This is a genomic window from Streptomyces sp. TRD_SC_5, assembly GCF_056836825.1.
In genome coordinates, this window is sequence record NZ_JBWZZS010000001.1 from 2939725 (window position 1) to 2963560 (window position 23836).

Here is a 23836-nt window from a genome sequence, read left to right on the forward strand (position 1 = left end):
CGGGGAGAGCCGGCCGCTGCGGTGAAGCAGCGGCCGGACAACCCGTCAGACCTCTTCGACGCTGCTCGGCTCGCGCCGGGACAGGTCGATACCGAGCTCTTCCGCAGCGCGGAAGACGTCCTCGTCGGTGTCGCGCATCTCGATGGACATGCCGTCCGAGGACAGCACCTCCACGTTGAGGCACAGGGACTGCATCTCCTTGATGAGCACCTTGAAGGACTCGGGGATGCCGGGCTCAGGAATGTTCTCGCCCTTGACGATGGCCTCGTAGACCTTCACGCGGCCGGTGACGTCGTCGGACTTGATGGTCAGCAGTTCCTGGAGGGCGTAAGCGGCGCCATAAGCTTCGAGCGCCCACACCTCCATCTCACCGAAGCGCTGGCCACCGAACTGGGCCTTACCACCCAGCGGCTGCTGGGTGATCATCGAGTACGGACCGGTCGAACGAGCGTGCAGCTTGTCGTCGACCAGGTGGTGGAGCTTGAGGATGTACATGTAGCCGACCGAGACCGGCTCCGGGAAAGGCTCACCCGAGCGGCCGTCGAACAGGTTGGCCTTGCCCGAGGGCTGCACCATCCTGTTGCCGTCGCGGTTCGGGATCGTGGACTCGAAGAGACCCGAGATCTCGTCCTCGCGCGCACCGTCGAAGACCGGGGTGGCGACGTTGGTACCGGGGGCGACCTCGTCGGCCCCGATCACCTTCAGACGCTCCATCCAGTCCTCGCCGCCCTCGACCTTCCAGCCCTGACTGGCGAGCCAGCCCAGGTGGATTTCGAGGACCTGTCCCGGGTTCATTCGGGACGGGACACCCAGCGGGTTCAGGATGATGTCGACCGGGGTGCCGTCCTCCAGGAACGGCATGTCCTCGATCGGCAGGATCTTCGAGATGACGCCCTTGTTGCCGTGACGGCCGGCGAGCTTGTCACCATCGGTGATCTTGCGCTTCTGCGCGACGTAGACGCGAACCAGCTGGTTCACACCCGGCGGCAGCTCGTCGCCCTCTTCGCGGTCGAAGACGCGGACACCGATGATCTTGCCGACCTCGCCGTGCGGCACCTTCAGCGAGGTGTCGCGCACTTCGCGCGCCTTCTCACCGAAGATCGCGCGCAGCAGGCGCTCTTCCGGCGTCAGCTCGGTCTCACCCTTGGGCGTGACCTTGCCGACGAGGATGTCACCGGCGACGACCTCGGCACCGATACGGATGATGCCGCGCTCGTCGAGGTCCGCGAGGACCTCTTCGGAGACGTTCGGGATGTCCCGGGTGATCTCCTCCGGGCCGAGCTTGGTGTCACGGGCGTCGACCTCGTGCTCCTCGATGTGAATCGAGGAGAGGACGTCGTCCTGCACCAGACGCTGGCTGAGGATGATCGCGTCTTCGTAGTTGTGACCCTCCCACGGCATGAACGCCACGAGCAGGTTCTTGCCGAGCGCCATCTCACCCTGCTGGGTGGCGGGCCCGTCGGCGAGGACCTGGCCCTCGACGACCCGGGCGCCCTCGTCCACGACAACCTTCTGGTTGACCGAGGTGCCCTGGTTGGAGCGGGAGAACTTCGCGATCCGGTACGTGGTGTACGTACCGTCGTCGTTGGCGACGGTGACGTAGTCCGCGGAAACCTCCTGGACCACACCGTCCTTCTCCGCCTTGATGACGTCACCGGCGTCGACCGCGCAGCGGTACTCCATGCCGGTGCCGACGAGCGGCGCCTCGGACGTGATCAGCGGCACGGCCTGACGCATCATGTTCGCGCCCATGAGCGCGCGGTTCGCGTCGTCGTGCTCGAGGAACGGGATCATCGCGGTGGCGACCGACACCATCTGGCGCGGCGAGACGTCCATGTAGTCGACGTCGTCGCCGGGGATGTAGTCGATCTCGCCGCCACGACGGCGGACGAGCACGCGCGACTCGGTGAAGCGCATGTCCTCACCCAGCGTCGCGTTGGCCTGCGCGATGACGAAGCGGTCCTCTTCATCGGCGGTCAGGTAGTCGACGTCGTCGGTGACGACACCCTCGACAACCTTGCGGTACGGCGTCTCGACGAAGCCGAACGCGTTGACGCGGCCGTACGAGGCGAGCGAACCGATCAGACCGATGTTCGGGCCTTCGGGGGTCTCAATCGGGCACATACGGCCGTAGTGAGACGGGTGCACGTCACGGACCTCGAAGCCGGCCCGCTCACGGGAGAGACCACCCGGGCCAAGCGCCGACAGACGGCGCTTGTGGGTGAGACCCGACAGCGGGTTGTTCTGGTCCATGAACTGCGACAGCTGGCTGGTGCCGAAGAACTCCTTGATGGAGGCGACGACCGGCCGGATGTTGATCAGGGTCTGCGGCGTGATCGCCTCGACGTCCTGAGTCGTCATCCGCTCACGCACGACGCGCTCCATACGAGCCAGACCCGTACGGACCTGGTTCTGGATGAGCTCGCCGACGTTGCGCAGACGACGGTTGCCGAAGTGGTCGATGTCGTCGGTCTCGACGACGATGCTCCGGCCCGACTCGCCGACCGTCTCGACCTCGCCGGCGTGCAGCCGGACCAGGTACTTGATGGTGGCGATGATGTCCTTGCTGGTGAGGACACCCGCGTTCAGCGGCTCATCGGCGCCGAGCTTCTTGTTCACCTTGTAGCGGCCGACCTTCGCGAGGTCGTAGCGCTTCGGGTTGAAGTAGAGGTTCTCGAGCAGCGTCTGAGCGGCCTCACGCGTGGGCGGCTCGCCCGGGCGGAGCTTGCGGTAGATGTCGAGCAGCGCGTCGTCCTGGCCCTGGGTGTGGTCCTTCTCCAGGGTGGCGCGCATGGACTCGTACTCGCCGAACTCTTCGAGGATCTGCTCGGTGGTCCAACCGAGAGCCTTGAGGAGAACGGTGACGGACTGCTTGCGCTTGCGGTCGATGCGGACACCGACCATGTCGCGCTTGTCGATCTCCATCTCCAGCCAGGCACCCCGGGAAGGGATGATCTTGGAGGAGAAGATGTCCTTGTCGGACGTCTTGTCGATGGAGGAGTCGAAGTAGACACCCGGCGAGCGGACCAGCTGCGACACAACGACACGCTCGGTGCCGTTGATGACGAAGGTGCCCTTGTTGGTCATGAGCGGGAAATCGCCCATGAAGACCGTCTGGGACTTGATCTCGCCGGTCTCGTTGTTGGTGAACTCTGCGGTGACGAAGAGGGGAGCCGCGAACGTGAAGTCGCGCTCCTTGCACTCGTCGATCGAGTTCTTCGGGGGCTCGAACCGGTGGTCGCGGAACGTCAGCGACATCGACCCGGAGAAGTCCTCGATCGGCGAGATCTCCTCGAAGATCTCTTCCAGACCAGACTTGGTGGGGACGTCCTGTCCGCTCTCGAGAGCGGCCTCGACGCGACCCTTCCAAGCGGCATTACCGAGCAGCCAGTCAAAGCTCTCGGTCTGCAGCGCGAGGAGGTTAGGAACCTCGAGGGGCTCCTTGATCTTTGCAAAGGAGATGCGCAGCGGGGCGGTGCTGGCGCCGTTGTTCGTATTGGAGGTCGAGGCGTTGCGCGAGGCGGCCAAGAGGGGGTCCTTCCGAGGGCTCGGACTCACTACGCGCGTACCGGTCCCAAGCTGGCACAGCGGCAGAAGTCCCTGGTCGGGGATGTCGGCCGTCGATGCTCGAGCGAGGGTATGCCCCTGGTGACGGGCAGGAGGCAGCTAACAGGCAGCGCAAAGGGTCAGTGTAGCCACTTGGCCCACTGATGTCCAGTGCGGGTTGTTTGACACCCTCGCTGTACTCAACTCCTGCGAAAAGCCATGCGCGGTATGCGCATATCAGTACTGCCCTCTACGTCGCCGATCCATGCCTCGGATCCGGATCGGTATGACGACGCGTCCTGAGAATTGCGCGCCTCGTGCGGTTCGTCAAGGCCCCCCGCTCTCCACAGAGATCGTCACTGGCCACGACGCCGTACGGCGCACGGCCACCCGCGGGGCGTACGGCGAAGATCACGATACTCGCCACGGCGCCAAGAGCAAGGACGGCGTCCCGGGAACGCCTGAGGGCGACCACCCGAATGGGTGATCGCCCTCAGAACGTGAGCAGCTGAGTCAGAGACTCAACGAGGTCACTTGACCTCGACAGCCGCGCCGGCGGCCTTGAGGGACTCGGCGGCCTTCTCAGCGGCCTCCTTGGCGACCTTCTCGAGGACCGGCTTCGGAGCGCCGTCGACGAGGTCCTTGGCCTCCTTCAGACCCAGCGAGGTCAGCTCACGCACGACCTTGATGACCTGGATCTTCTTGTCGCCGGCACCGGTGAGGATGACGTCGAACTCGTCCTGCTCCTCGGCGGCCTCGGCCGGGGCGCCAGCGCCACCGGCGGGGGCGGCGGCAACCGCGGCAGCGGCGGTGACGTCGAACTTCTCCTCGAAGGCCTTCACGAACTCGGAGAGCTCAATGAGGGTCATCTCTTCGAACTGCGCGAGCAGGTCGGCCTGGGCGAGCTTCGCCATGATGGCGTCCTTCCACTAATTCGGCTGGTGCCGATGTACATGTGAGGCGGGCGTACTTCCGGCCCGCTGCGACCTGCGCCCAGACGGGCGTCGGTCAAAAAGCGAGCCGAATTACTCGGCACCGCCCTGCTCGGCCTGCTTGGCACGAAGCGCCTCCGCGGTGCGGACGAACTTCGACGGAAGCGCCTTGAACAGCGAAGCGGTCTGCGACTGCTTGCCCTTCATGGCACCCGCCAGCTTGGCGAGCAGAACCTCGCGGGACTCGAGGTCCGCGAGCTTCTTGATCTCATCGGCGGACAGCGCCTTACCGTCAAGGACACCGCCCTTGATGATCAGGTTGGGGTTCTCCTTGGCGAAGTCACGAAGACCCTTCGCCGACTCCACCGGGTCACCGGTGATGAAGGCAACCGCCGTCGGACCTGCGAACAGGTCGTCCAGCGTGTTGATCCCGGCCTCGTTGGCCGCAATCTTGGTCAGCGTGTTCTTCACCACGGCGTACTGGGCGTTCTCACCGAGCGAACGACGCAGCGTCTTGAGCTGCGCCACGGTGAGACCCCGGTACTCGGTCAGCACGGCGGCGTTCGAGCTACGGAACTGGTCCGCGAGCTCGGCTACCGCGGCAGCCTTGTCGGGCCTTGCCATAGAGCGTCGGCCTCCTTCCGGGTGATGAGGACCGCTCAGAAGGGGCCAGGCAAAACGAAACGCCCCGGCGCAGGCGCACGGGGCGTAGCTCGACCGACTGCGCTCTTTGCAGAGCGTGTCCGGGAGCTTTCCACGACACCTACGCGGGTCGTCCGCACCTGGCGGATCCTTCGGCCGCCGCACCTTCTTGCGAAGACACAGCAACGACCAGCGGTCTTTGGCTTCTGGAGGAGACTACGCGAACGGGTCACCCACAAGCAAATCGGGCCCCGCGCCTCCCCGGAGGGAGGTACGGGGCCCGATCAGAGCCATTCAGTGGGCAGAGCCGTCAGGCTCGGCCCGGCCGTCAGACAGCAGCCGGGTCTTCCTCGACGAGGAGGTTACGGGTGCGGTTCTGGTCCAGCGGGATGCTGGGGCCCATCGTCGTGGCCAGGGCGGCCTTCCTGATGTAGCGGCCCTTCGCGGCGGACGGCTTGAGACGGAGGATCTCCTCCAGCGCCGCTGCGTAGTTCTCGACCAGCTTCGTCTCGTCGAAGGAGACCTTGCCGATGATGAAGTGCAGGTTCGAGTGCTTGTCGACGCGGAACTCGATCTTGCCGCCCTTGATGTCCGTGACAGCCTTCGCCACGTCCGGGGTGACCGTTCCGGTCTTCGGGTTCGGCATCAGACCACGCGGACCGAGCACGCGGCCGAGGCGGCCGACCTTGCCCATGAGGTCCGGGGTGGCGACGACGGCGTCGAAGTCCAGACGGCCCTTCGCGACCTCGTCGATGAGCTCGTCGGAGCCGACGATGTCGGCGCCGGCGGCCTCCGCGGCCGCAGCACGGTCACCGGTCGCGAAGACCAGGACCCGGGCGGTCTTGCCGGTGCCGTGCGGCAGGTTCACGGTGCCGCGGACCATCTGGTCGGCCTTGCGCGGGTCGACACCCAGACGCATGGCGACCTCGACGGTGCCGTCGAACTTCGTGGTGGAGGTGTCCTTGGCAATACGGACGGCCTCGAGCGGGGCGTACAGGCGCTCCCGGTCGATCTTCGCGTCCGCGCTGCGGAAGTTCTTGCTGCGCTTCACTTCTGCTCCTTGAGGATGGAGATGGAGTCGTGGTGCGGACCAGCGCTTGGCCCTACCACTGTGGTGCTACGGGGACTTTCAGCCCTCGACCGTGATGCCCATGGAACGGGCGGTGCCGGCGATGATCTTGTCCGCGGCGTCCAGGTCGTTGGCGTTCAGGTCGGGGAGCTTGACCGTCGAGATCTCACGCACCTGAGCGGCGGTGAGCTTCGCGACCTTGGTCTTGTGGGGCTCGCCCGATCCCTTGTCCACACCTGCGGCCTTGAGGATCAGCTTGGCGGCCGGCGGGGTCTTCGTCACGAAGGTGAAGGAGCGGTCCTCGTAGACCGTGATCTCCACCGGCACGACCATGCCACGCTGCGACTCGGTCGCGGCGTTGTAGGCCTTGCAGAACTCCATGATGTTGACGCCGTGCTGGCCCAGCGCGGGGCCGACCGGCGGAGCCGGGTTGGCCGCGCCGGCGTTGATCTGGAGCTTGATGAGCCCCGTGACCTTCTTCTTCTTGGGAGGCATTGCTCTCTCCGGGTCCTAGTGAGAGTTTCCTGCCATCCGATCACCGGACGGAGGCATACCGCACCACGATAACGGGTATAGCGGTGCGGCTAAAAACCGAGCAGGTCAGACAGGCTGCGAGAGCCGGTCTGACCTGGTCGGAAGCGTGGGTCCAGAGAAGATCAGTTCTTCTGGATCTGGTCGAAGCTCAGCTCGACCGGGGTCTCGCGACCGAAGATCTCGACGAGGCCCTTGACCTTCTTCGAGTCGGCGTTGATCTCGTTGATCGTCGCCTGGAGGGTCGCGAAGGGGCCGTCGGTGACCGTGACCGAGTCGCCCACCTCGAAGTCCAGAACCTGGACCTCCATCTTGCGGCTGGGCGCCGGCTTGCCCTCGGCCTCGGCGGCCTCGCGGGCGGCCTTCTCCTCGGCCTCCGGGGCGAGCATCTTGACGATCTCGTCCAGGGTCAGCGGGTACGGGTCGTAGGCGTTGCCGACGAAGCCGGTGACGCCGGGGGTGTTGCGGACAACGCCCCAGGACTCGTTGGTGAGGTCCATGCGGACCAGGACGTAACCGGGAAGCTTGTTCTGGCGGACGTTCTTGCGCTCGCCGTTCTTGATCTGGACGATCTCTTCCTCGGGGACTTCGGCCTGGTAGATGAACTCCTCGACGTTCAGCGAGACCGCGCGCTGCTCCAGGTTCGCCTTCACACGCTTCTCGTACCCGGCGTACGTGTGGATGACGTACCACTCGCCCGGCAGGGTGCGGAGCTCCTCGCGGAGCGCGGCGATCGGGTCGGCCGGCTCCTCGGGGGCCTCGACGGCCTCTTCCTCGGCGTCTTCGGCGGACTCGGCCTCGTCGTCCGAATCGACGTCGGCAGCTTCGGCCGTCTCGGCCTCGCCGGACTCGGGGGCCTCAGCGGCTTCCTCGGCGACGTCCTCGTCGGACTCGACGTGCACGGCGGCCTCTTCCGCCGGCTCGCCCGCAGCGACGTCAGCAGCTTCCGCCTGGTCCTCGTCGGCCGCCTCGACGATGTCGAGCTGGTCCTCAGCGGACTCCGGGCTTTCGCTCGGCTCAACGGCGTCGTTCAGGTTCGGGTCAGACACGGTGGCTGCTTCTTCCTGGATACAAATGGGTGGAACGGCGAAAGGGGCGCCGGTTGGGGCGCCCTACGCGGGATCAGCCGCCGAAGACGTACTTGACGGCTCGGGCGAAGCCCATGTCGATCACGGTCACAATGCCGATCATGATGACGACGAAGACAATCACCACGGTGGTGTACGTCGTCAGCTGGTTGCGCGTGGGCCAGACGACCTTGCGCAGCTCCGCGACGATCTGACGGTAGAAGAGCGCGAGACGGCCCAGGGGGCCCTTCTTGCCGCGCTTGCCGCCTTTACGAGACTTCTTGCTGGAATCCGGCGTCTCGTCCTGGGCATCAGGCATGTCGATGGAGCCCACGGCGTCCGTCACGCTACTCACCTGATTCCGGGTCGTGGCCGTGCCGCGCCCGGTGGAGCCGCACGGCAGTGCATAGAAGTACGTACATGCGCACACATCCTGGCGAAGATGTGTGTAGCAGGGCCGGAGGGACTTGAACCCCCAACCGCTGGTTTTGGAGACCAGTGCTCTACCAATTGAGCTACGACCCTTTGTGGTTCCCCCAACCTACCGCATCCGGCCGAGTGCACGGAGTGCGCACGGTCGGGCTGCCGCTGAGGGGCCAACGACGAGTGAGTGTACGTGGTCACAGGCCCGGCGTCGAACAGATACGGGCCGATCTTCCTGTTCGCGCGGTGTCCGCCCTTCGGGCTCTGTGTGCCGAGCGGGTTTGCGGTCTGGGACGATGGGCCGTATGAGCGCTGCAACTCCTCCCACCGAGCGCCGGGTCTCAGCCCGAATCGGCGCGATTTCCGAGTCCGCAACCCTTGCCGTGGACGCCAAGGCCAAGGCACTGAAGGCCGCCGGCCGTCCGGTCATCGGCTTCGGCGCGGGCGAGCCCGACTTCCCTACGCCCGGCTACATCGTCGAGGCCGCGATCGAGGCCTGCCGCACCCCGAAGTACCACCGCTACACGCCGGCCGGGGGGCTCCCCGAGCTCAAGGCGGCGATCGCCGCGAAGACGCTGCGTGACTCCGGTTACGAGGTGGACGCCTCGCAGGTCCTGGTCACCAACGGCGGCAAGCAGGCCATCTACGAGGCCTTCGCCACGATCCTGGACCCGGGCGACGAGGTCATCGTCCCGGCGCCGTACTGGACGACGTACCCCGAGTCGATCCGTCTCGCCGGCGGTGTGCCGGTCGACGTCGTGGCCGACGAGACCACCGGCTACCGGGTCTCCGTCGAGCAGCTGGAAGCCGCCCGTACGGAGAAGACCAAGGTCGTCCTCTTCGTCTCCCCGTCCAACCCGACCGGCGCGGTGTACACCGAGGCCGAGACCGAGGCGATCGGCCGCTGGGCCGCCGAGCACGGGTTGTGGGTGCTGACGGACGAGATCTACGAGCACCTCGTTTACGGAGATGCTTCCGCCGTCTCCCTGCCGGCGGTCCTGCCGGAGCTGCGCGACAAGTGCATCGTCGTCAACGGTGTGGCCAAGACGTACGCGATGACCGGCTGGCGGGTCGGGTGGATCATCGGCCCGAAGGACGTCGTCAAGGCCGCGACCAACCTCCAGTCGCACGCCACCTCCAACGTGTCGAACGTCGCTCAGATCGCGGCGCTCGCGGCGGTCTCCGGAAACCTCGACGCGGTCGCCGAGATGCGTTCCGCCTTCGACCGCCGCCGCCAGACGATGGTGCGGATGCTGAACGAGATCGACGGCGTTCTCTGCCCGGAGCCGGAGGGCGCGTTCTACGCGTACCCCTCGGTCAAGGGGCTGCTGGGCAAGGAGATCCGGGGCAAGCGCCCGGAGTCCTCGGTCGAGCTGGCCGCGCTGATCCTGGACGAGGTCGAGGTGGCGGTCGTTCCTGGCGAGGCGTTCGGTACGCCCGGCTACCTGCGGCTGTCGTACGCGCTGGGTGACGAGGACCTGGTGGAGGGTGTGTCGCGGATCCAGAAGCTGCTGGCGGAGGCGCGCGACTGAGTGCCTGCTGTTTGAGTGGGTGAACGGGCCCCCGGCTTGTGCCGGGGGCCCGTTTCTGCGTTCGGGCGTTACTCGTTCGGGCAAAGGCGCTTCCGGGCGGCTCTGGTGTGCGGCAGGATCTTGGGATGTTGAGTGTGCGCGATGTCCGACTGCTGCCGAAGGCCCATCTGCATCTGCATTTCACCGGGTCGATGCGGCCCGGCACGCTTCTCGAGCTGGCCGACAAGTACGGCGTACACCTGCCGGAGGCGCTGACCAGCGGGGAGCCGCCGAAGCTGCGGGCCACTGACGAGCGCGGCTGGTTCCGTTTCCAGCGGCTGTACGACGCCGCCAGGTCGTGTCTGCGCGAGCCCGAGGACATCCAGCGGCTGGTGCGCGAGGCGGCCGAGGAGGATGTGCGGGACGGTTCGGGGTGGCTGGAGATCCAGGTCGACCCGACGTCGTACGCGCCGATGCTCGGTGGCTTGATTCCGGCTCTGGAGATCATCCTGGACGCGGTGGACAGCGCGTCGCGGGAGACCGGGCTCGGGATGCGGGTCCTGGTCGCCGCGAACCGGATGAAGCACCCGCTGGACGCGCGGACGCTGGCGCGGCTGGCCGTGCGGTACGCGGACCGGGGGGTCGTCGGCTTCGGGCTGTCGAACGACGAACGCAGGGGCATGGCCAGGGACTTCGACCGCGCCTTCGCCATCGCGCGGGAGGGCGGGCTGCTTGCGGCGCCGCACGGGGGCGAGCTGACCGGGCCCGCGTCCGTACGCGACTGCCTGGACGATCTGCGGGCCTCGCGGATCGGGCACGGTGTGCGGGCGGCCGAGGACCCCCGGCTGCTGCGGAAGCTGGCCGAGCGGGGCGTGACGTGTGAGGTGTGCCCGGCCTCGAATGTGGCGCTGGGGGTGTACGAGAAGCCTGAGGATGTGCCGCTGCGGACGTTGTTCGAGGCCGGGGTGCCGATGGCGCTGGGCGCGGACGACCCCCTGCTGTTCGGGTCGCGGCTGGCGGCGCAGTACGAGCTGGTGCGGCGGCACCACGGGTTCACGGACGCGGAGCTGGCGGAGCTGGCGCGGCAGTCGGTGCGGGGGTCGGCGGCGCCGGGTGACGTCCAGGCGAAGCTGCTGGCGGGTATCGACCACTGGCTGGAGGGCTGAGGGCGGCCGGGGGGTGCGGCGGGGGGGGCGGGGGCTTCGGGGTCGGTGCCGCGCCGGGGCGTCTCCTCGGGTGCCGAACGTGCGGGGCGGTTGTCCGCGACGCCCACAGTTGCGTTCGACACCCTGCGGGGAGCGCCCCCACGCGTCCCCTCCTGGCACCGCGATGTGCGCACGGGGCCGGGCTGCCCGTCCGGCGCGGGGGGTTACAGGGTGACGCCCACCGTCACCGGTTCGTTCAGCAGGGTCACGCCGAACGCCTTGTGGACGCCGGCCACGACCTCGCGTGCCAGCGCCAGCAGGTCCTCGGTCGTGGCCCCGCCCCGGTTCGTGAGGGCCAGTGTGTGCTTGGTGGAGATGCGGGCCGGGCCCGTTCCGTACCCCTTGGTGAAGCCCGCCTTGTCGATCAGCCATGCCGCGGAGGTCTTCGTACGGCCGTCGCCGGTGGGGAATGCCGGGGGTGCCACATCGGCGCCGAGGCGCTCCTGTGCGCGGGCGAGGAAGGCGGCGTACTGCTGCGCCGTGAGGATCGGGTTGGTGAAGAAGGAGCCCGCCGACCAGGTGTCGTGGTCCGCCGGGTCCAGGACCATGCCCTTGCCGGCGCGCAGCTTCAGGACCGTCTCGCGGGCGACGGCGGCCGGCACCCGGTCGCCGGCTTCGACGCCGAGGGCGCGTGCGGTCTCCGGATACTTGATCGGCGCGGACAGGCCGTCCGCGTCCTCCAGGGCGAGGCGGACGCGCAGGACGACGAAGCGGTCCGGGTGCTGCTTGAAACGGCTGTGGCGGTACGAGAAGTCGCAGTCGGTGGTGGGGATGGTCACCGTCTCCGCTGCGCGGCGGTCGTAGGCGACGACCTCGGTGATGACGCTGGACACTTCCTGGCCGTACGCCCCGACGTTCTGGATCGGTGTCGCACCGGCCGAGCCGGGGATGCCGGCCAGGCACTCGATGCCCGCGAGGCCCGCCTCGACCGTGCGGGCGACGGCGTCGGTCCAGACCTCGCCGGCGGCCAGTTCCAGCGACGTACCGTCGAGGTGGAAGCCGGTGGTCGCGATGCGCAGGGCGGTGCCGTCGAAGCCCTTGTCGCCGATGACCAGGTTGCTTCCGCCGCCGATGACGAGCAGCGGGGTGCCCGCCTCGTCGGCCTCGCGGACGGCTGCGATCACCTCGTCGTCGGTGGTGGCCGTGACGAGACGGGTCGCGGGGCCGCCGAGCCGGAAGGTGGTCAGAGGGGCGAGGGGGGCGTCGTGGAGTTCCTGCACGGGGACAAGCGTACGGGGCGGCCCCGGCGGTCGGGGGCGCCCCGTACGTCAGGCGAGCTGGACCACTGCGCGGGACATGCCCAGCACCTTCTGGCCGGCGCTCGTCGCCGTCAGGTCCACGCGGACCCGGTTGTCCCCAAGCAGCACGGCGACCTTGGCGCTGACCTCGATCAGCGCGCCCTTGTCGTCGTTCGGGACTATGACCGGCTTCGTGAAGCGCACGCCGTACTCGACGACGGCCGCCGGGTCGCCCACCCAGTCGGTGACCACCCGGATCGCCTCGGCCATGGTGAACATGCCGTGCGCGATCACGTCCGGCAGCCCGACCTCGGTGGCGAACTTCTCGTTCCAGTGGATCGGATTGAAGTCGCCGGAGGCGCCCGCGTACCGCACGAGCGTGGCGCGGGTCACGGGGAAGGACTGCGCCGGCAGCTCGGTGCCGGCCTCGACGTCCGCGTAAGAGATCTTCGCCGCCATCACGCCTCCTCGGCCGCGCGCGCGACGAGCTTCGTCCACGCCGTCACGACATGCTCGCCGGACTCGTCGTGGACGTCACCGCGGATGTCCAGGATGTCGTTGCCGGCCATCGACTTGACCGCCTCTATGGTCGAGCTGACCGTCAGCCGGTCCCCCGCCCGCACCGGGCGCTTGTACGCGAACTTCTGGTCGCCGTGCACGACACGGCTGTAGTCCAGGCCCAGCCGCGGATCTTGGACGACCTGTCCCGCCGCTTTGAAAGTGATGGAGAAGACAAAGGTCGGCGGTGCGATCACATCGGAGTGACCGAGTGCCTTGGCGGCTTCCGGATCGGTGTACGCGGGATTGGTGTCGCCCACTGCCTCGGCGAACTCCCGGATCTTCTCCCGGCCGACCTCGTACGGTGCGGTGGGCGGATAGGCCCGCCCCACGAAGGACTGGTCGAGCGCCATGGACTCGTACCTCCTGATGACTGATGAATTGACGTGATCAAACGACACGAGGCCGCCCCCGAAGTGGGGACGGCCTCGCATACGAGCCTGTGTTTAGCGGGTTTCGCGGTGCGCAGTGTGCGAGTTGCAGCGCGGGCAGTGCTTCTTCATCTCAAGACGGTCCGGGTCGTTACGCCGGTTCTTCTTGGTGATGTAGTTCCGCTCCTTGCACTCCACGCAGGCCAGCGTGATCTTCGGGCGGACGTCGGTGGCAGCCACGTGAGTGCTCCTTGGACGGACGGTTGACGGATGAACGCATAAAAGAGTAGCCGATCGAAGGACCGACCCCACAATCGGCTACCGTGTGTAGCGGTGACCGGACTTGAACCGGTGACACAGCGATTATGAGCCGCTTGCTCTACCGACTGAGCTACACCGCTTTGATGTCCGGATCACCCCGCCCGAAGGCGGGGATCTCCGATCACCAGAGCCCCAATACGGAATCGAACCGTAGACCTTCTCCTTACCATGGAGACGCTCTACCGACTGAGCTATTGGGGCGAGCGATGAAGACATTACACGGTCGCCCGCCGATCGCCCAAATCCGTTTCTCGCGCCCCCGCGCGTGCCCATCACACCGGTCCCGTACGCCACTCGTGCCCACACCGGTACGACTATTTCGCTCCTCCTCGAAGGCTGGTTTGAGGCCCCCTAGGCTCGACTCACGCTGCGTGATCTTGATCTTGCACGCCCCAGCCCCACCAGGAGCCCGATGTCCGACAGCCAGCCGCAGCCGCCTCGTTCGCCCGGCGGCAACTCTGGAAACAGCGACGGCTTGCCCAGCACCGACGGCACCACGCTCCTGCTGTGCGCGGCCCGTCTCACCGACGGCCGCACTGTGGACGTACGGCTCAGCGGCGGCCGTATCGAGGCGGTGGGGACGGCGGGCAGCCTGCCCGCGGTGGGCGCGCGGGTGGACCTCGGCGGCCACCTTCTGCTGCCTGCGCCCGCCGAACCGCACGCCCACAGTGATACTGCTCTCACCGCCGACGCCGGCGGGCCCGTCTCGTACAGCACCGAAGATGTTCAGCGACGCACCACCGAGGCTGTGCTGTTGCAGCTGGGGCACGGGGCGACCGCAGTGCGTTCGCACGTACGGATCGGGGACGTGCAGGGGCTGCGGTCCATGGAGGCGGTGCTCCAGGCCCGGCGCTCGCTGCGCGGGCTGGCCGATCTGACCGCCGTGGCCGTTCCCCGGCTGCTCACCGGGCTGGCGGGCGCCGACGGCCTCGCCATGCTGCGGGACGCCGTGAAGATGGGCGCCGGCGTGGTGGGCGGCTGCCCGGACCTCGATCCCGACCCCGCCGGGTACACGGAGGCGGTCCTGGAGGTCGCCGCCGAGCACGGCTGCGCCGTGGACCTCCATACGGAGGGTGACGATCCGGCCCGGCTGGCGCGGCTCGCGGCGATGGCGGGCGGGCTGCGGCCAGGGGTCACCGTCGGGCCCTGCGCCGGGTTGTCGCGGCTGCCCCTGGATGCCGCGACGCGCGCCGCGGGGCAGCTGGCCGCCGCCGGTGTGAGCGTGGTCTGCCTGCCGCAGGGCGACTGCTCCGGGGTGGAGCGGCGCGGTGGCGGGCCGGCGCCCGTACGGCTGCTGCGGGCGGCCGGGGTGCGGGTCGCGGCGGGCAGCGGGGCGCTGCGGGACGTGGCCAATCCGGTGGGGCGCGGGGATCCGCTGGAGGCGGCCTACCTGCTGGCCTCGCAGGGCGGGATGCGGGCCTCGGACGCCTACGGGGCGGTGAGTTCGGCGGCGCGGGAGGCGATGGGGCTGCCCGAGGTGCGGGTGGAGGCGGGCTTTCCGGCCGAGTTGCTCGCCGTACGCGGGGAACGCATCGCGGGCGTGCTGTCCCTGGCGTACAGCCGCGTCGTGATCCACCGCGGGCGGGTCGTTGCGCGTACGAGCGCGGTGCGTGAGTACTGCGACTCGGCGGCCGCCGTCGCACTCGATCTGCCACGGCAGGGGCGCGGCTGATTCCGCATCAGGCGGGCCCGGTCGTGCGCACGCGCGCGCCGGTGCGCGTACGGTCGGAAACATGCGCATTGTCATCGCAGGTGGACATGGTCAGATCGCGCTGCGGCTGGAGCGGTTGCTCGCCGCGCGCGGGTACGAAGTCGCGGGCATCGTCCGCGATGCGAAGCAGAGCGAGGATTTGCGGACGGTGGGCGCCGAACCGGTCGTACTGGACCTGGAATCGGCCCCCGTCGAGCAGGTCGCCGAGGTACTGGAGGGCGCCGACGCCGCCGTCTTCGCGGCGGGCGCGGGGCCCGGCAGTGGTACCGAGCGCAAGGACACGGTGGACCGGGGCGCGGCCGTGCTCTTCGCGGACGCGGCGGAGCGGGCGGGCGTACGCCGCTATCTGGTCGTGTCCTCGATGGGCGCGGACGCGGAGCGGGCGGGCGACGAGGTGTTCGACGCGTACCTGCGGGCCAAGGGGGCCGCGGACGCGGACGTACGCTCGCGGGCCGGACTGGACTGGACCGTCCTGCGGCCGGGCAGTCTGACGAACGACGCGGGCACGGGGCTCGTTTCGCTCGGGGTCTCGACGGGGCGTGGTCCCGTGGCGCGTGACGACGTGGCGGCCGTCCTGGCCGAACTGCTGGAGACTCCGTCGACGGCCGGTCTGACGCTGGAGCTGGTCGGTGGATCTGTGCCGGTCACGGTCGCGGTGAAGGACGTCGCCGGCAATTGAGAGGTATCGAAGGATGAAACAGAAAACCCCCTCCGACTGCGTTTCTGCAGTCGGAAGGGGTTTCCCTACCTGTGGCGGCGCCAGGATTCGAACCTGGGAAGGCTAAGCCGGCGGATTTACAGTCCGCTCCCATTGGCCACTCGGGCACACCGCCATGGGATGTCGCCCTGGGACGACCGCCTGGGCGGCTGTTCCGTGGCAACGACGTAAACGATACCTGATACCCAGGGGTGCTTCGCCACCGGATTGATCAGCCCTCGGGGCGGGTGCGGGTGGCTAGGCTTTACGGGAGCGGACCGGGACGCCCGGCCGCGCAGCCTGCCCGGTGAGGCACTGATACCGGTATCCCCCGTCCCCCGATCACAAGGAGCCACAGGACATGGCCGACTCCAGTTTCGACATCGTCTCGAAGGTCGAGCGGCAGGAGGTCGACAACGCCCTCAACCAGGCCGCGAAGGAGATCTCGCAGCGCTACGACTTCAAGAACGTCGGCGCCTCGATCGATTGGTCCGGCGAGAAGATCCTGATGCAGGCCAACACCGAGGAGCGCGTCAAGGCGATCCTCGACGTCTTCGAGACCAAGCTGATCAAGCGCGGGATTTCGCTCAAGGTGCTGGACGCCGGCGAGCCGCAGCTGTCCGGCAAGGAGTACAAGATCTTCGCGTCCATCGAGGAGGGCATCTCCCAGGACAACGCCAAGAAGGTGGCGAAGATCATTCGCGACGAGGGCCCCAAGGGCGTCAAGGCGCAGGTCCAGGGCGACGAGCTGCGGGTCAGCTCGAAGAGCCGTGACGACCTGCAGGCCGTGCAGGCGCTGCTGAAGGGCAAGGACTTCGAGTTCGCGCTGCAGTTTGTGAACTACCGCTGATCGCTGGTCGCTGCTGGTTGTTCGCGTCGGGGCGGGGGTGGAGCGGCGGTGGGCTCCACCCCCGCCCCGATGTCCGAATCCCGCCAGCCCGGGTGGGGTCGCGGGTCGCAGACTCGTCTTGACGGGACGTACTGCGAGGGAAGGATCCAGCCATGACGCTCTACGCGACCATGGACAGCCCACTGGGCGAGCTGCTGCTGGTCGGCGAGGAGTCCGCGACCGCCACCGGCGGTACGGCGCTTGCCTCGCTGTCCGTGCCGGGGCAGAAGGGTGGGGTCGCTGTTGAGGACGTACCGGACGCGTGGCGGCGCGACGGCGGGGCCTTCGAGGAGATCGCCCGGCAGGTACGGGCGTACTTCGGCGGGGAGCTGAAGCGGTTCGATGTGGAGTACGCCGTGGGGGGCGTCGGTGGTGTCGGTCGGTTCGGTACGGATTTTCAGCGGCGGGTGTGGGATGCCCTGGAGTCCGTTCCGTACGGCACTACTACGTCGTACGGGAAGCTCGCCGAGCGGATCGGGGTCTCGCGGGCCGGGGTGCGGGCGCTCGGGACGGCGATCGGACGTAATCCGCTGCTCGTCGTGCGGCCGTGCCACCGGGTCGTCGGGGCGGACGGCTCGCTCGCCGGGTACGCGGGCGGGCTCGAGCGCAAGCGGCAGTTGCTGGAGCTCGAGGGAGCCGGGGCCAGGCCGTGACCGGGCTGTTCCCCCGCGAGCCGGCGCAGGTCGCGCCGGGGGCTGTGCATGTGCCCGGGTGGCTGTCGGTGGACGAGCAGCGGGAGCTGGTCGGTGCGTGCCGGGAGTGGGCGCGGGGTCCGGTGCCGATCCGGCACACGCGGCTGCCGACCGGTGGGGTCATGTCGGTCCGGACGGTGTGCGTGGGGTGGCACTGGCAGCCGTACCGGTACACGCGCACCGCGGACGACGTGAACGGTGCTCCGGTGGCCGCGTTTCCCGAGTGGCTGGCGGTGCTGGGGCGGCGGGCCGTGGTGGATGCGTACGGGGAGGGAACCGTGCGTGAGTACGTCCCTGATACCGCGCTCGTCAACTTCTATGACGGCGACGCCAGGATGGGCATGCACCAGGACAAGGACGAGCGGTCCGGGGCTCCTGTCGTGTCGTTGAGCATCGGGGATTCCTGCGTCTTCCGGTTCGGCGGTGCGGCGGGTCCGGGGCGGCCGTACACCGATGTGGAGTTGGCGTCGGGGGATCTCTTCGTGTTCGGGGGGCCTTCTCGCTTCGCGTACCACGGGGTGCCGAAAGTGCTGCCGGGGACGGGTGATCCCGCGACCGGGATGTCGGGTGGGCGGCTCAACATCACGCTGCGGGAGACCGGGCTCGGGTAGCTCAGTAGGGTGCGGCGCATGACACCGGAACTGCGCCGCACGCTCGGCGTCTTCGACGCGGTCGTGATCGGGCTCGGGGCGATGATCGGCGCGGGGATCTTCGTCGCGCTCGCGCCGGCGGCGGACGCGGCCGGTTCGGGGACGCTGCTGCTGGCGGGGCTGGCGCTGGCCGCTGTGGTGGCGTACTGCAATGCGATGGCGTCCGCGCGGCTGGCGGCCCTCTACCCGGCCTCCGGCGGGACTTATGTGTACGGGCGGGAGCGGCTCGGGCCTTTCTGGGGGTACCTGGCCGGCTGGGGTTTCGTGGTGGGGAAGACCGCCTCTTGCGCCGCCATGGCACTGACGGTCGGGGCGTATGTGTGGCCGGAGCAGGCGCGTGGGGTGGCGGTCGGTGCGGTGGTGCTGTTGACCGCCGTCAATTACAGGGGCGTTCAGAAGTCGGCTTGGCTTACCCGGGTGATCGTGGGTGTGGTGCTTGTTGTTCTTGTGGCGGTTGTCGGGGTTTGTGTGGGGGTGAGCGGTCCCTCGCTGAGGTCTGGGCCCGGTGGTTCGCCGGGTGGCGTGCTTCAGGCCGCGGGGTTGCTCTTTTTCGCGTTCGCCGGGTACGCGCGGATCGCGACTCTGGGCGAAGAGGTGCGCGATCCGGGGCGTACGATCCCGCGCGCGATTCCGGTGGCGCTGGGGATCGCGCTGGTGGTGTACACGTGCGTGGCGGTCGCGGTGCTGTCGGTTCTGGGGGCCGGGGAACTGGCCTCCTCCGCGGCGCCGTTGGTGGATGCGGTGCGGGCGGCGAGCGTGGCGGAGTTGGCGCCGGTGGTGCGGGTGGGGGCGGCTGTGGCAGCGCTGGGGTCGTTGCTGGCGCTGGTCCTCGGGGTGTCGCGTACGACGCTGGCGATGGCCCGGGACGGGCATCTGCCGGGGGCCCTGGCCGCCGTACACCCCCGGTACCAGGTGCCGCACCGGGCCGAGTTGGCGGTGGGGGCGGTGGTCGCTGTGGTGGCTGCGGTGGGTGATCTGCGCGGCGCCATCGGGTTTTCGTCGTTCGGGGTGCTGGCCTACTACGCCGTGGCCAATGCTTCGGCGTGGACGCTTGGTCCCGGGTGGGGGCGGGTCATGGCTGTGGGCGGGTTGGTGGGGTGTCTGGGCTTGGCGTTCGCGCTGCCGGTGTCTTCGGTGGTGGCGGGGGCGGCGGTGCTGGGCGTGGGGGCGGTGGCTTACGTCTGGCGCGTGCGTGCGACGGCACGGTGACGCGCTGGCTTTTGCGCGGCGCAAGGGGTCGGTGACGCCCCGGGGCGTCTCCTCCCGGCGCCGTGGTGTGCGGGGTCGGGGGCCGCCCTTGTGGCTAGCGCGTTGCGAAAGGGCGGTCTGTGGGAACTATTTCGCGGCCGAGCGGGAGCAGTGAGATCGGGATCATCTTGAAGTTGGCTATGCCGAACGGGATCCCGATGATCGTGACGCAGAGCGCGATGCCCGTGACGATGTGGCTCAGCGCCAGCCACCAGCCCGCGAGGACCAGCCAGAGGATGTTGCCCACGAAGGAGGCGGCTCCCGCGTCGCGGCGCTCTGTTGTTGTCTGGCCGAACGGCCAGAGGGCGTAGAGGCCGATGCGGAAGGACGCCAGGCCGAAGGGGATGCCGATGATGGTGATGCAGAGGATCACACCGGCCAGGAGGTAGCCGAGGAAGAGCCAGAAGCCGCTCAGGACGAGCCATATGACGTTCAGGATTGTCTTCATGGGCGGTGACCTGCCATCTGCTCGAGTCGGGCAATGCGTTCCGCCATCGGCGGGTGGGTGGAGAACAGCTTCGAGGCTCCTTGTCCTGGGCGGAACGGGTTCGCGATCATCATGTGGCTCGCGGTCTCGATGCGCGGCTCGGGGGGCAGTGGCAGCTGCTTTGTGCCCGCGTCGAGCTTGCGGAGGGCGCTTGCGAGGGCGAGTGGGTCGCCGGTGAGCTGTGCGCCGGAGGCATCTGCCTGGTACTCGCGGGAGCGGCTCACCGCGAGTTGGATGACGGCGGCGGCGAGGGGCCCGAGGATCATGATCAGCAGCATGCCGAAGAGGCCCGGGCCCTCGTCGTCGTCGGAGCGGCCGAACGGGATCAGCCAGGCGAAGTTGACCAGGAACATGATCACTGAGGCCAGGGCGCCGGCGACCGAGGAGATCAGGATGTCCCGGTTGTAGACGTGGCTCAGTTCGTGGCCGATGACGCCTCGGAGTTCGCGCTCGTTCAGGAGTCTGATGATGCCGTCGGTGCAGCAGACCGCCGCGTTGCGGGGGTTGCGGCCGGTCGCGAAGGCGTTGGGGGCCTGCGTGGGCGAGATGTAGAGGCGGGGCATCGGCTGGCGGGCCTGGGTGGACAGGTCGCGGACCATGCGGTAGAGCTCGGGTGCTTCGAACTCGCTCACGGGACGGGCGCGCATCGCACGGAGGGCCAGCTTGTCGCTGTTCCAGTACGCGTAGGCGTTGGTGCCGAGAGCTACGAGAACCGCGACAATCAGGCCCGTACGGCCGAAGAAGCTGCCGATGACGATGATGAGTGCTGACAGTCCCCCGAGGAGTACGGCGGTCCTCAGCCCGTTGTGCCGGCGGTGCACGGTGCGCCCTCCAAATGGTGCGGCGGGGGAACCCCTTGCTGTGGGGGTGCTTCCACATCCAGTGGACCCTCCCTCACTGGTCAACGCCAAGCGAGGGGTGCTAGTTCCCTTGTGCTACCGGGCCGTCCGTTGGGCCATACGTGCTTACTGGAAGAGATTGCCTGTCGCGAAGCGCAGCGCCAGCTGCGGTACGCCCGAGAGTGCGATGCCGAGGGCGGCGGTGAGCACGATGGCGACGGTGACGGGCACGGGGACCGCGTGGCGGGCGGGTTCGCCCTCGGGGGCGCGGAAGAGGACCGCTGTCCATTTGAGGTAGTAGTAGAGCGCGATCACTACGTTCGCCGCCATGATCACCGCCAGCCAGCCGAGTCCCGCGTCCACTGCCGCGGAGAAGACGGTGACCTTGGCGAAGAGGCCGATGATGCCGGGCGGCAGGCCCGCGAGGCACAGGAGGAAGAAGCCGAGCGCGAGGGCTTCGAGGGGGCGGGTGGCGTACAGGCCCCGGTAGTCGGTGATGCGGTTGAGCGGGTGCGTACGGGCGACGAGGGCTGCGACTGCGAAGGCGCCGAGGTTCACCACGGCGTACATCAGGGCGTACGCGACGGTGGAGCCGATCTGGTCGTCGCTGGAGTACGCCGCTGCCGCGATCGGGACCAGGATGTAGCCGGCCTGACCGACCGATGACCAGGCCAGGAGCCGGACCGCGCTGTACGCGCGCGTGGCCGACTGGCGCAGGGCTGCCACGTTGCCCACGGTCATGGTGAGGGCTGCCAGCACGGCGATGGCCGGGCCCCATACGTCGGCGTAGGAGGGGAAAGCCACGACGGTGACCAGGATGAGGCCCGTGAAGCCGACCGCCTTGCCGATGACGGAGAGGTAGGCGGCTACGGGGAGCGGCGCGCCTACATATGTGTCGGGGACCCAGAAGTGGAAGGGGACCGCCGCTGTCTTGAAGGCGAAGCCGACGAGGGTGAGTGCGACGCCCGCCTTGGCGAGGGTGTCGAGCTGCGCCGGTACGTCTTCGAGGCGTACGGCGATCTCGGTCAGGTGCAGGGTGCCGGTCGTCGCGTAGATGAAGCTGACGCCGAGCAGCATCACGGCGGTCGCTGTGACGGAGGACAGGAAGAACTTGAGGGCCGCCTCGGAGGAGAGGCGGTTGCCGCGCTTCATGCCGACCAGGGCGAAGGCGGGCAGGGACGCCACTTCGAGGGCCACTACGAGGGTGGCGAGGTCGCGGGAGGCGGGCAGCAGGGCCGCTCCGGCCGCCGAGGACATCAGGAGGAACCAGAATTCGCCCGCGGGCAGCTTCTTGTTGCTCGTTTCGGTCATGGAGAGGAGCGCCGTGAGCAGCGCGCCGCCCAGTACCAGGAGCTGGATGACCAGGGTGAAGTGGTCGGCCGTGTAGCTGCAGACGTCGGTGTCCGCGGTCAGGCAGAAGGTGGAGCGGTCGCCCTGGCGGAGAGGGAGAAGGGTGAGGAGCGCTGCGGCCAGGCCGGCGACGGAGAGCCGGCCCAGGAGATGCTTCTTGTGCTCGGGTACGAAGAGGTCGGCGACCAGGACGATCAGGCCTACCACCGCGGTGATCGTCGGCGGGGCGATCGCCAGCCAGTCGACGGACTGGACGAGGCTGGCGCTTTCGGCGGCCACGGTCACGACTTGCCTCCTGCGAGGAGCTTCTGCACGGCCGGGTCGGTGAGGCCGAGGAGGACCGCGGGCCAGAGTCCGGCGAGGACGGTGAGGGCGACGAGTGGGGTCCAGGCGGCGAATTCGTAGCCCTGGATGTCGGCGATCTTCGCCGGCCCGGGTGCCTGCTGCTCGGGTACGCCCATGCACACGCGGCGTACGACGATCAGCAGGTACGCGGCGGTGAGGAGCGTGCCGACGCCGGCGATCGCCATGAAGGTGAGGAAGGCGGGGCGGCTGAGGCCCTCGGCGGGGTCGAAGGCGCCGAACATCGTCAGCATCTCGCCCCAGAATCCCGCGAGGCCGGGGAGGCCGAGGGAGGCGACCGCGGCGAAGGCGAGGAAGCCGCCGAAGCGGGGGGCGCGGCCGTAGAGGGCCGCACCGGTCGCGCCGGCGAGGGTGTCGAGGTCGGCGGTGCCGTAGCGGTCCTTGAGGGCGCCGACCAGGAAGAAGAGCAGGCCGGTGATCAGGCCGTGGGCGATGTTGGCGAAGAGCGCGCCGTTGACGCCGGTGGGGGTCATCGACGCGATGCCGAGGAGTACGAAGCCCATGTGGCCGACGGAGGAGTACGCGATCAGGCGCTTGAGGTCGCCCTTGGCGCCCTTGCGGGCGAGGGCCAGGCAGGCGAGGGACCCGTAGATGATGCCCACCACTGCGAAGGCGGCGAGGTAGGGCGCGAAGGTGCGCATGCCGTCGGGGGTGATGGGCAGTGCGATGCGGACGAAACCGTACGTGCCCATTTTGAGCAGGACGCCGGCGAGGAGGACCGAGCCGACGGTGGGGGCGGCGGTGTGGGCGTCGGGGAGCCAGCTGTGCAGGGGCCACATCGGGGTCTTGACGGCGAGGCCGATGCCGATCGCGAGAACGGCGATGACCTGCACGGATGTGGTCAGTCCGCGGCCGTTGTCAGTGGCGAGTGCCACCATGTCGAATGTGCCCGATTTCAGTCCGATGAGGAGGAGACCGAGCAGCATGACGACGGAACCGAGCAGCGTGTAAAGGATGAACTTCCAGGCAGCGGGCTGCCGTTGGTCGCCACCCCAGCGGGCGATCAGGAAGTACATCGGGATGAGGACCATCTCGAAGGCGAGGAAGAAGAGGAGGAGGTCGAGGACGGCGAAGGTCGCGAGCATGCCGGACTCGAGGACCAGGAGGAGGGCGACGAATGCCTTCGGGGAGGGGCCCGCAGGCATCTTGAAGTAGCTGTAGAGCGCGCAGAGGAAGGTCAGCAGCGCGGTCATGACGAGGAGGGGGAGCGAGATGCCGTCGATGCCGAGGTGGATCCTGACGTCGAGCGCCGGGATCCAGCTGATGTCGGTCGTGGCCTGCATCTTGGAGGGATGGCTGTGGTCGAAGCCGAGGGTGAGGGCGAGGGCGGCGAGAAGGATCGCGCCGGTCACGAACACGCCGTGGCGGAGTACGGCCTGGTCCGGGTTCTTGCCCTTCAGGCCGGGCGGGGCCGGGAGTAGGGCCGCTGCGGCGCCGATGAGCGGGCCGACGACGATGAACGCCAGAAGGAACTGCATTACGGACGGGCTGATATC

23 protein-coding genes and 4 tRNA genes are annotated in these 23836 nt (G+C 68.4%); 8 read left to right on the forward strand and 19 right to left on the reverse strand.

All coding sequences use genetic code 11. The features are described from left to right. Nucleotides 1-45: 45 nt before the first annotated feature. From rpoB to AC1P0E_RS13575, 8 genes are all read right to left on the reverse strand, one after another. Nucleotides 46-3528, reverse strand: a complete 3483-nt coding sequence (gene rpoB / locus AC1P0E_RS13540) for a DNA-directed RNA polymerase subunit beta (RefSeq protein ID WP_482742414.1) — start codon at nucleotides 3526-3528, stop codon at nucleotides 46-48. 548 nt (nucleotides 3529-4076) lie between these two features. Next, complete coding sequence (rplL, locus tag AC1P0E_RS13545) at nucleotides 4077-4460, reverse strand: 50S ribosomal protein L7/L12 (RefSeq protein WP_482742415.1); 384 nt, start codon at nucleotides 4458-4460, stop codon at nucleotides 4077-4079. A gap of 111 nt (nucleotides 4461-4571) precedes the next feature. Then, complete coding sequence (gene rplJ, locus AC1P0E_RS13550) at nucleotides 4572-5102, reverse strand: 50S ribosomal protein L10 (RefSeq protein WP_214974375.1); 531 nt, start codon at nucleotides 5100-5102, stop codon at nucleotides 4572-4574. Between the two features lie 346 nt (nucleotides 5103-5448). Then, nucleotides 5449-6171: a 50S ribosomal protein L1 gene (rplA, locus tag AC1P0E_RS13555; protein ID WP_215135474.1), complete on the reverse strand. Its 723-nt coding sequence runs from the start codon at nucleotides 6169-6171 to the stop codon at nucleotides 5449-5451. A gap of 78 nt (nucleotides 6172-6249) precedes the next feature. Beyond that, a complete protein-coding gene (rplK, locus tag AC1P0E_RS13560) occupies nucleotides 6250-6684 on the reverse strand; it encodes a 50S ribosomal protein L11 (protein WP_214974378.1) in 435 nt (144 codons plus the stop codon). A 161-nt stretch (nucleotides 6685-6845) separates the two neighbouring features. Continuing rightward, nucleotides 6846-7769, reverse strand: a complete 924-nt coding sequence (gene nusG / locus AC1P0E_RS13565; RefSeq protein WP_482742416.1) for a transcription termination/antitermination protein NusG — start codon at nucleotides 7767-7769, stop codon at nucleotides 6846-6848. 73 nt (nucleotides 7770-7842) lie between these two features. Further along, nucleotides 7843-8133, reverse strand: coding sequence for a preprotein translocase subunit SecE (gene secE, locus AC1P0E_RS13570; RefSeq protein WP_482742417.1), 291 nt, complete (start codon nucleotides 8131-8133; stop codon nucleotides 7843-7845). 106 nt (nucleotides 8134-8239) lie between these two features. Next, nucleotides 8240-8312, reverse strand: a tRNA-Trp gene (locus tag AC1P0E_RS13575). 203 nt (nucleotides 8313-8515) lie between these two features. On the opposite strand from AC1P0E_RS13575, the gene AC1P0E_RS13580 reads away from it, so the two are divergent. After that, complete coding sequence (locus AC1P0E_RS13580; protein ID WP_482742418.1) at nucleotides 8516-9742, forward strand: pyridoxal phosphate-dependent aminotransferase; 1227 nt, start codon at nucleotides 8516-8518, stop codon at nucleotides 9740-9742. Between the two features lie 125 nt (nucleotides 9743-9867). Continuing rightward, nucleotides 9868-10887 (forward strand): adenosine deaminase, encoded by a 1020-nt coding sequence (locus AC1P0E_RS13585; RefSeq protein ID WP_482742419.1) that lies wholly within the window; start codon nucleotides 9868-9870, stop codon nucleotides 10885-10887. 203 nt (nucleotides 10888-11090) lie between these two features. Here the strand turns inward: AC1P0E_RS13585 and AC1P0E_RS13590 are convergent, their stop codons facing one another. The 6 genes from AC1P0E_RS13590 to AC1P0E_RS13615 form a co-directional block, all read right to left on the reverse strand. Then, nucleotides 11091-12146 carry a UDP-N-acetylmuramate dehydrogenase gene (locus AC1P0E_RS13590; RefSeq protein ID WP_482742420.1) on the reverse strand — a complete coding sequence of 352 codons (1056 nt, stop codon included), beginning with the start codon at nucleotides 12144-12146 and terminating at the stop codon, nucleotides 11091-11093. Nucleotides 12147-12194: 48 nt separating this feature from the next. Further along, nucleotides 12195-12623, reverse strand: a complete 429-nt coding sequence (locus tag AC1P0E_RS13595; protein ID WP_482742421.1) for a MaoC family dehydratase — start codon at nucleotides 12621-12623, stop codon at nucleotides 12195-12197. Then, nucleotides 12623-13075 carry an FAS1-like dehydratase domain-containing protein gene (locus AC1P0E_RS13600; RefSeq protein WP_482742422.1) on the reverse strand — a complete coding sequence of 151 codons (453 nt, stop codon included), beginning with the start codon at nucleotides 13073-13075 and terminating at the stop codon, nucleotides 12623-12625. Before AC1P0E_RS13600 ends, AC1P0E_RS13595 begins: the two co-directional genes overlap by 1 nt. Before the next feature lie 93 nt (nucleotides 13076-13168). After that, the gene (gene rpmG, locus AC1P0E_RS13605; protein WP_006604855.1) at nucleotides 13169-13333 is read right to left on the reverse strand and encodes a 50S ribosomal protein L33; all 165 of its coding nucleotides are present in this window, start codon (nucleotides 13331-13333) and stop codon (nucleotides 13169-13171) included. 88 nt (nucleotides 13334-13421) lie between these two features. Then, nucleotides 13422-13494: transfer RNA gene (locus tag AC1P0E_RS13610), tRNA-Met, on the reverse strand. 48 nt (nucleotides 13495-13542) lie between these two features. Beyond that, nucleotides 13543-13615 (reverse strand) — tRNA-Thr (locus AC1P0E_RS13615). Nucleotides 13616-13826: 211 nt separating this feature from the next. Here AC1P0E_RS13615 and AC1P0E_RS13620 point away from each other — a divergent pair. Both AC1P0E_RS13620 and AC1P0E_RS13625 read left to right on the forward strand, forming a co-directional pair. Beyond that, a complete protein-coding gene (locus AC1P0E_RS13620) occupies nucleotides 13827-15086 on the forward strand; it encodes an amidohydrolase family protein (RefSeq protein ID WP_482742423.1) in 1260 nt (419 codons plus the stop codon). Nucleotides 15087-15147: 61 nt separating this feature from the next. Beyond that, entirely contained in the window at nucleotides 15148-15804 is a 657-nt protein-coding gene (locus AC1P0E_RS13625) for an SDR family oxidoreductase (protein ID WP_482742424.1), read from the forward strand. A gap of 72 nt (nucleotides 15805-15876) precedes the next feature. On the opposite strand, the gene AC1P0E_RS13630 is transcribed toward AC1P0E_RS13625, so the two are convergent. After that, a tRNA-Tyr gene (locus tag AC1P0E_RS13630) sits at nucleotides 15877-15958 on the reverse strand. A 225-nt stretch (nucleotides 15959-16183) separates the two neighbouring features. Here AC1P0E_RS13630 and AC1P0E_RS13635 point away from each other — a divergent pair. The 4 genes from AC1P0E_RS13635 to AC1P0E_RS13650 all read left to right on the forward strand — a co-directional run bounded on the left by AC1P0E_RS13635 (nucleotide 16184) and on the right by AC1P0E_RS13650 (nucleotide 19262). Beyond that, nucleotides 16184-16672 carry a YajQ family cyclic di-GMP-binding protein gene (locus AC1P0E_RS13635; protein WP_482742425.1) on the forward strand — a complete coding sequence of 163 codons (489 nt, stop codon included), beginning with the start codon at nucleotides 16184-16186 and terminating at the stop codon, nucleotides 16670-16672. A 152-nt stretch (nucleotides 16673-16824) separates the two neighbouring features. Beyond that, the gene (locus AC1P0E_RS13640; protein ID WP_482742426.1) at nucleotides 16825-17364 is read left to right on the forward strand and encodes a methylated-DNA--[protein]-cysteine S-methyltransferase; all 540 of its coding nucleotides are present in this window, start codon (nucleotides 16825-16827) and stop codon (nucleotides 17362-17364) included. Next, nucleotides 17361-18014 (forward strand): alpha-ketoglutarate-dependent dioxygenase AlkB family protein, encoded by a 654-nt coding sequence (locus tag AC1P0E_RS13645; protein ID WP_482742427.1) that lies wholly within the window; start codon nucleotides 17361-17363, stop codon nucleotides 18012-18014. The genes AC1P0E_RS13640 and AC1P0E_RS13645 overlap by 4 nt, the downstream gene beginning before the upstream one ends. Nucleotides 18015-18032: 18 nt before the next feature. Next, a complete protein-coding gene (locus AC1P0E_RS13650; RefSeq protein WP_482742428.1) occupies nucleotides 18033-19262 on the forward strand; it encodes an APC family permease in 1230 nt (409 codons plus the stop codon). A gap of 94 nt (nucleotides 19263-19356) precedes the next feature. Here the strand turns inward: AC1P0E_RS13650 and AC1P0E_RS13655 are convergent, their stop codons facing one another. From AC1P0E_RS13655 to AC1P0E_RS13670, 4 genes are all read right to left on the reverse strand, one after another. Further along, nucleotides 19357-19749: a YccF domain-containing protein gene (locus AC1P0E_RS13655; RefSeq protein ID WP_482742429.1), complete on the reverse strand. Its 393-nt coding sequence runs from the start codon at nucleotides 19747-19749 to the stop codon at nucleotides 19357-19359. Beyond that, the gene (htpX, locus tag AC1P0E_RS13660) at nucleotides 19746-20609 is read right to left on the reverse strand and encodes a zinc metalloprotease HtpX (RefSeq protein WP_482742430.1); all 864 of its coding nucleotides are present in this window, start codon (nucleotides 20607-20609) and stop codon (nucleotides 19746-19748) included. Before htpX ends, AC1P0E_RS13655 begins: the two co-directional genes overlap by 4 nt. A gap of 144 nt (nucleotides 20610-20753) precedes the next feature. Next, nucleotides 20754-22262, reverse strand: a complete 1509-nt coding sequence (locus AC1P0E_RS13665; protein ID WP_482742431.1) for an NADH-quinone oxidoreductase subunit N — start codon at nucleotides 22260-22262, stop codon at nucleotides 20754-20756. Beyond that, complete coding sequence (locus tag AC1P0E_RS13670; RefSeq protein ID WP_482745748.1) at nucleotides 22259-23818, reverse strand: NADH-quinone oxidoreductase subunit M; 1560 nt, start codon at nucleotides 23816-23818, stop codon at nucleotides 22259-22261. The genes AC1P0E_RS13665 and AC1P0E_RS13670 overlap by 4 nt, the downstream gene beginning before the upstream one ends. Between the last annotated feature and the right edge of the window lie 18 nt (nucleotides 23819-23836).

What these genes read in the sequence shown, in the direction of transcription:
- rplL (WP_482742415.1), bottom strand. Translation starts at nt 4,460, where the DNA reads ATGGCGAAGCTCGCCCAGGCCGACCTGCTCGCGCAGTTCGAAGAGATG.
- rplJ (WP_214974375.1), bottom strand. Translation starts at nt 5,102, where the DNA reads ATGGCAAGGCCCGACAAGGCTGCCGCGGTAGCCGAGCTCGCGGACCAG.
- rplK (WP_214974378.1), bottom strand. Translation starts at nt 6,684, where the DNA reads ATGCCTCCCAAGAAGAAGAAGGTCACGGGGCTCATCAAGCTCCAGATC.
- AC1P0E_RS13580 (WP_482742418.1), top strand. Translation starts at nt 8,516, where the DNA reads ATGAGCGCTGCAACTCCTCCCACCGAGCGCCGGGTCTCAGCCCGAATC.
- AC1P0E_RS13585 (WP_482742419.1), top strand. Translation starts at nt 9,868, where the DNA reads ATGTTGAGTGTGCGCGATGTCCGACTGCTGCCGAAGGCCCATCTGCAT.
- AC1P0E_RS13595 (WP_482742421.1), bottom strand. Translation starts at nt 12,623, where the DNA reads ATGGCGGCGAAGATCTCTTACGCGGACGTCGAGGCCGGCACCGAGCTG.
- AC1P0E_RS13600 (WP_482742422.1), bottom strand. Translation starts at nt 13,075, where the DNA reads ATGGCGCTCGACCAGTCCTTCGTGGGGCGGGCCTATCCGCCCACCGCA.
- AC1P0E_RS13620 (WP_482742423.1), top strand. Translation starts at nt 13,827, where the DNA reads ATGTCCGACAGCCAGCCGCAGCCGCCTCGTTCGCCCGGCGGCAACTCT.
- AC1P0E_RS13625 (WP_482742424.1), top strand. Translation starts at nt 15,148, where the DNA reads ATGCGCATTGTCATCGCAGGTGGACATGGTCAGATCGCGCTGCGGCTG.
- AC1P0E_RS13635 (WP_482742425.1), top strand. Translation starts at nt 16,184, where the DNA reads ATGGCCGACTCCAGTTTCGACATCGTCTCGAAGGTCGAGCGGCAGGAG.
- AC1P0E_RS13640 (WP_482742426.1), top strand. Translation starts at nt 16,825, where the DNA reads ATGACGCTCTACGCGACCATGGACAGCCCACTGGGCGAGCTGCTGCTG.
- AC1P0E_RS13650 (WP_482742428.1), top strand. Translation starts at nt 18,033, where the DNA reads ATGACACCGGAACTGCGCCGCACGCTCGGCGTCTTCGACGCGGTCGTG.
- AC1P0E_RS13655 (WP_482742429.1), bottom strand. Translation starts at nt 19,749, where the DNA reads ATGAAGACAATCCTGAACGTCATATGGCTCGTCCTGAGCGGCTTCTGG.
- AC1P0E_RS13670 (WP_482745748.1), bottom strand. Translation starts at nt 23,818, where the DNA reads ATGCAGTTCCTTCTGGCGTTCATCGTCGTCGGCCCGCTCATCGGCGCC.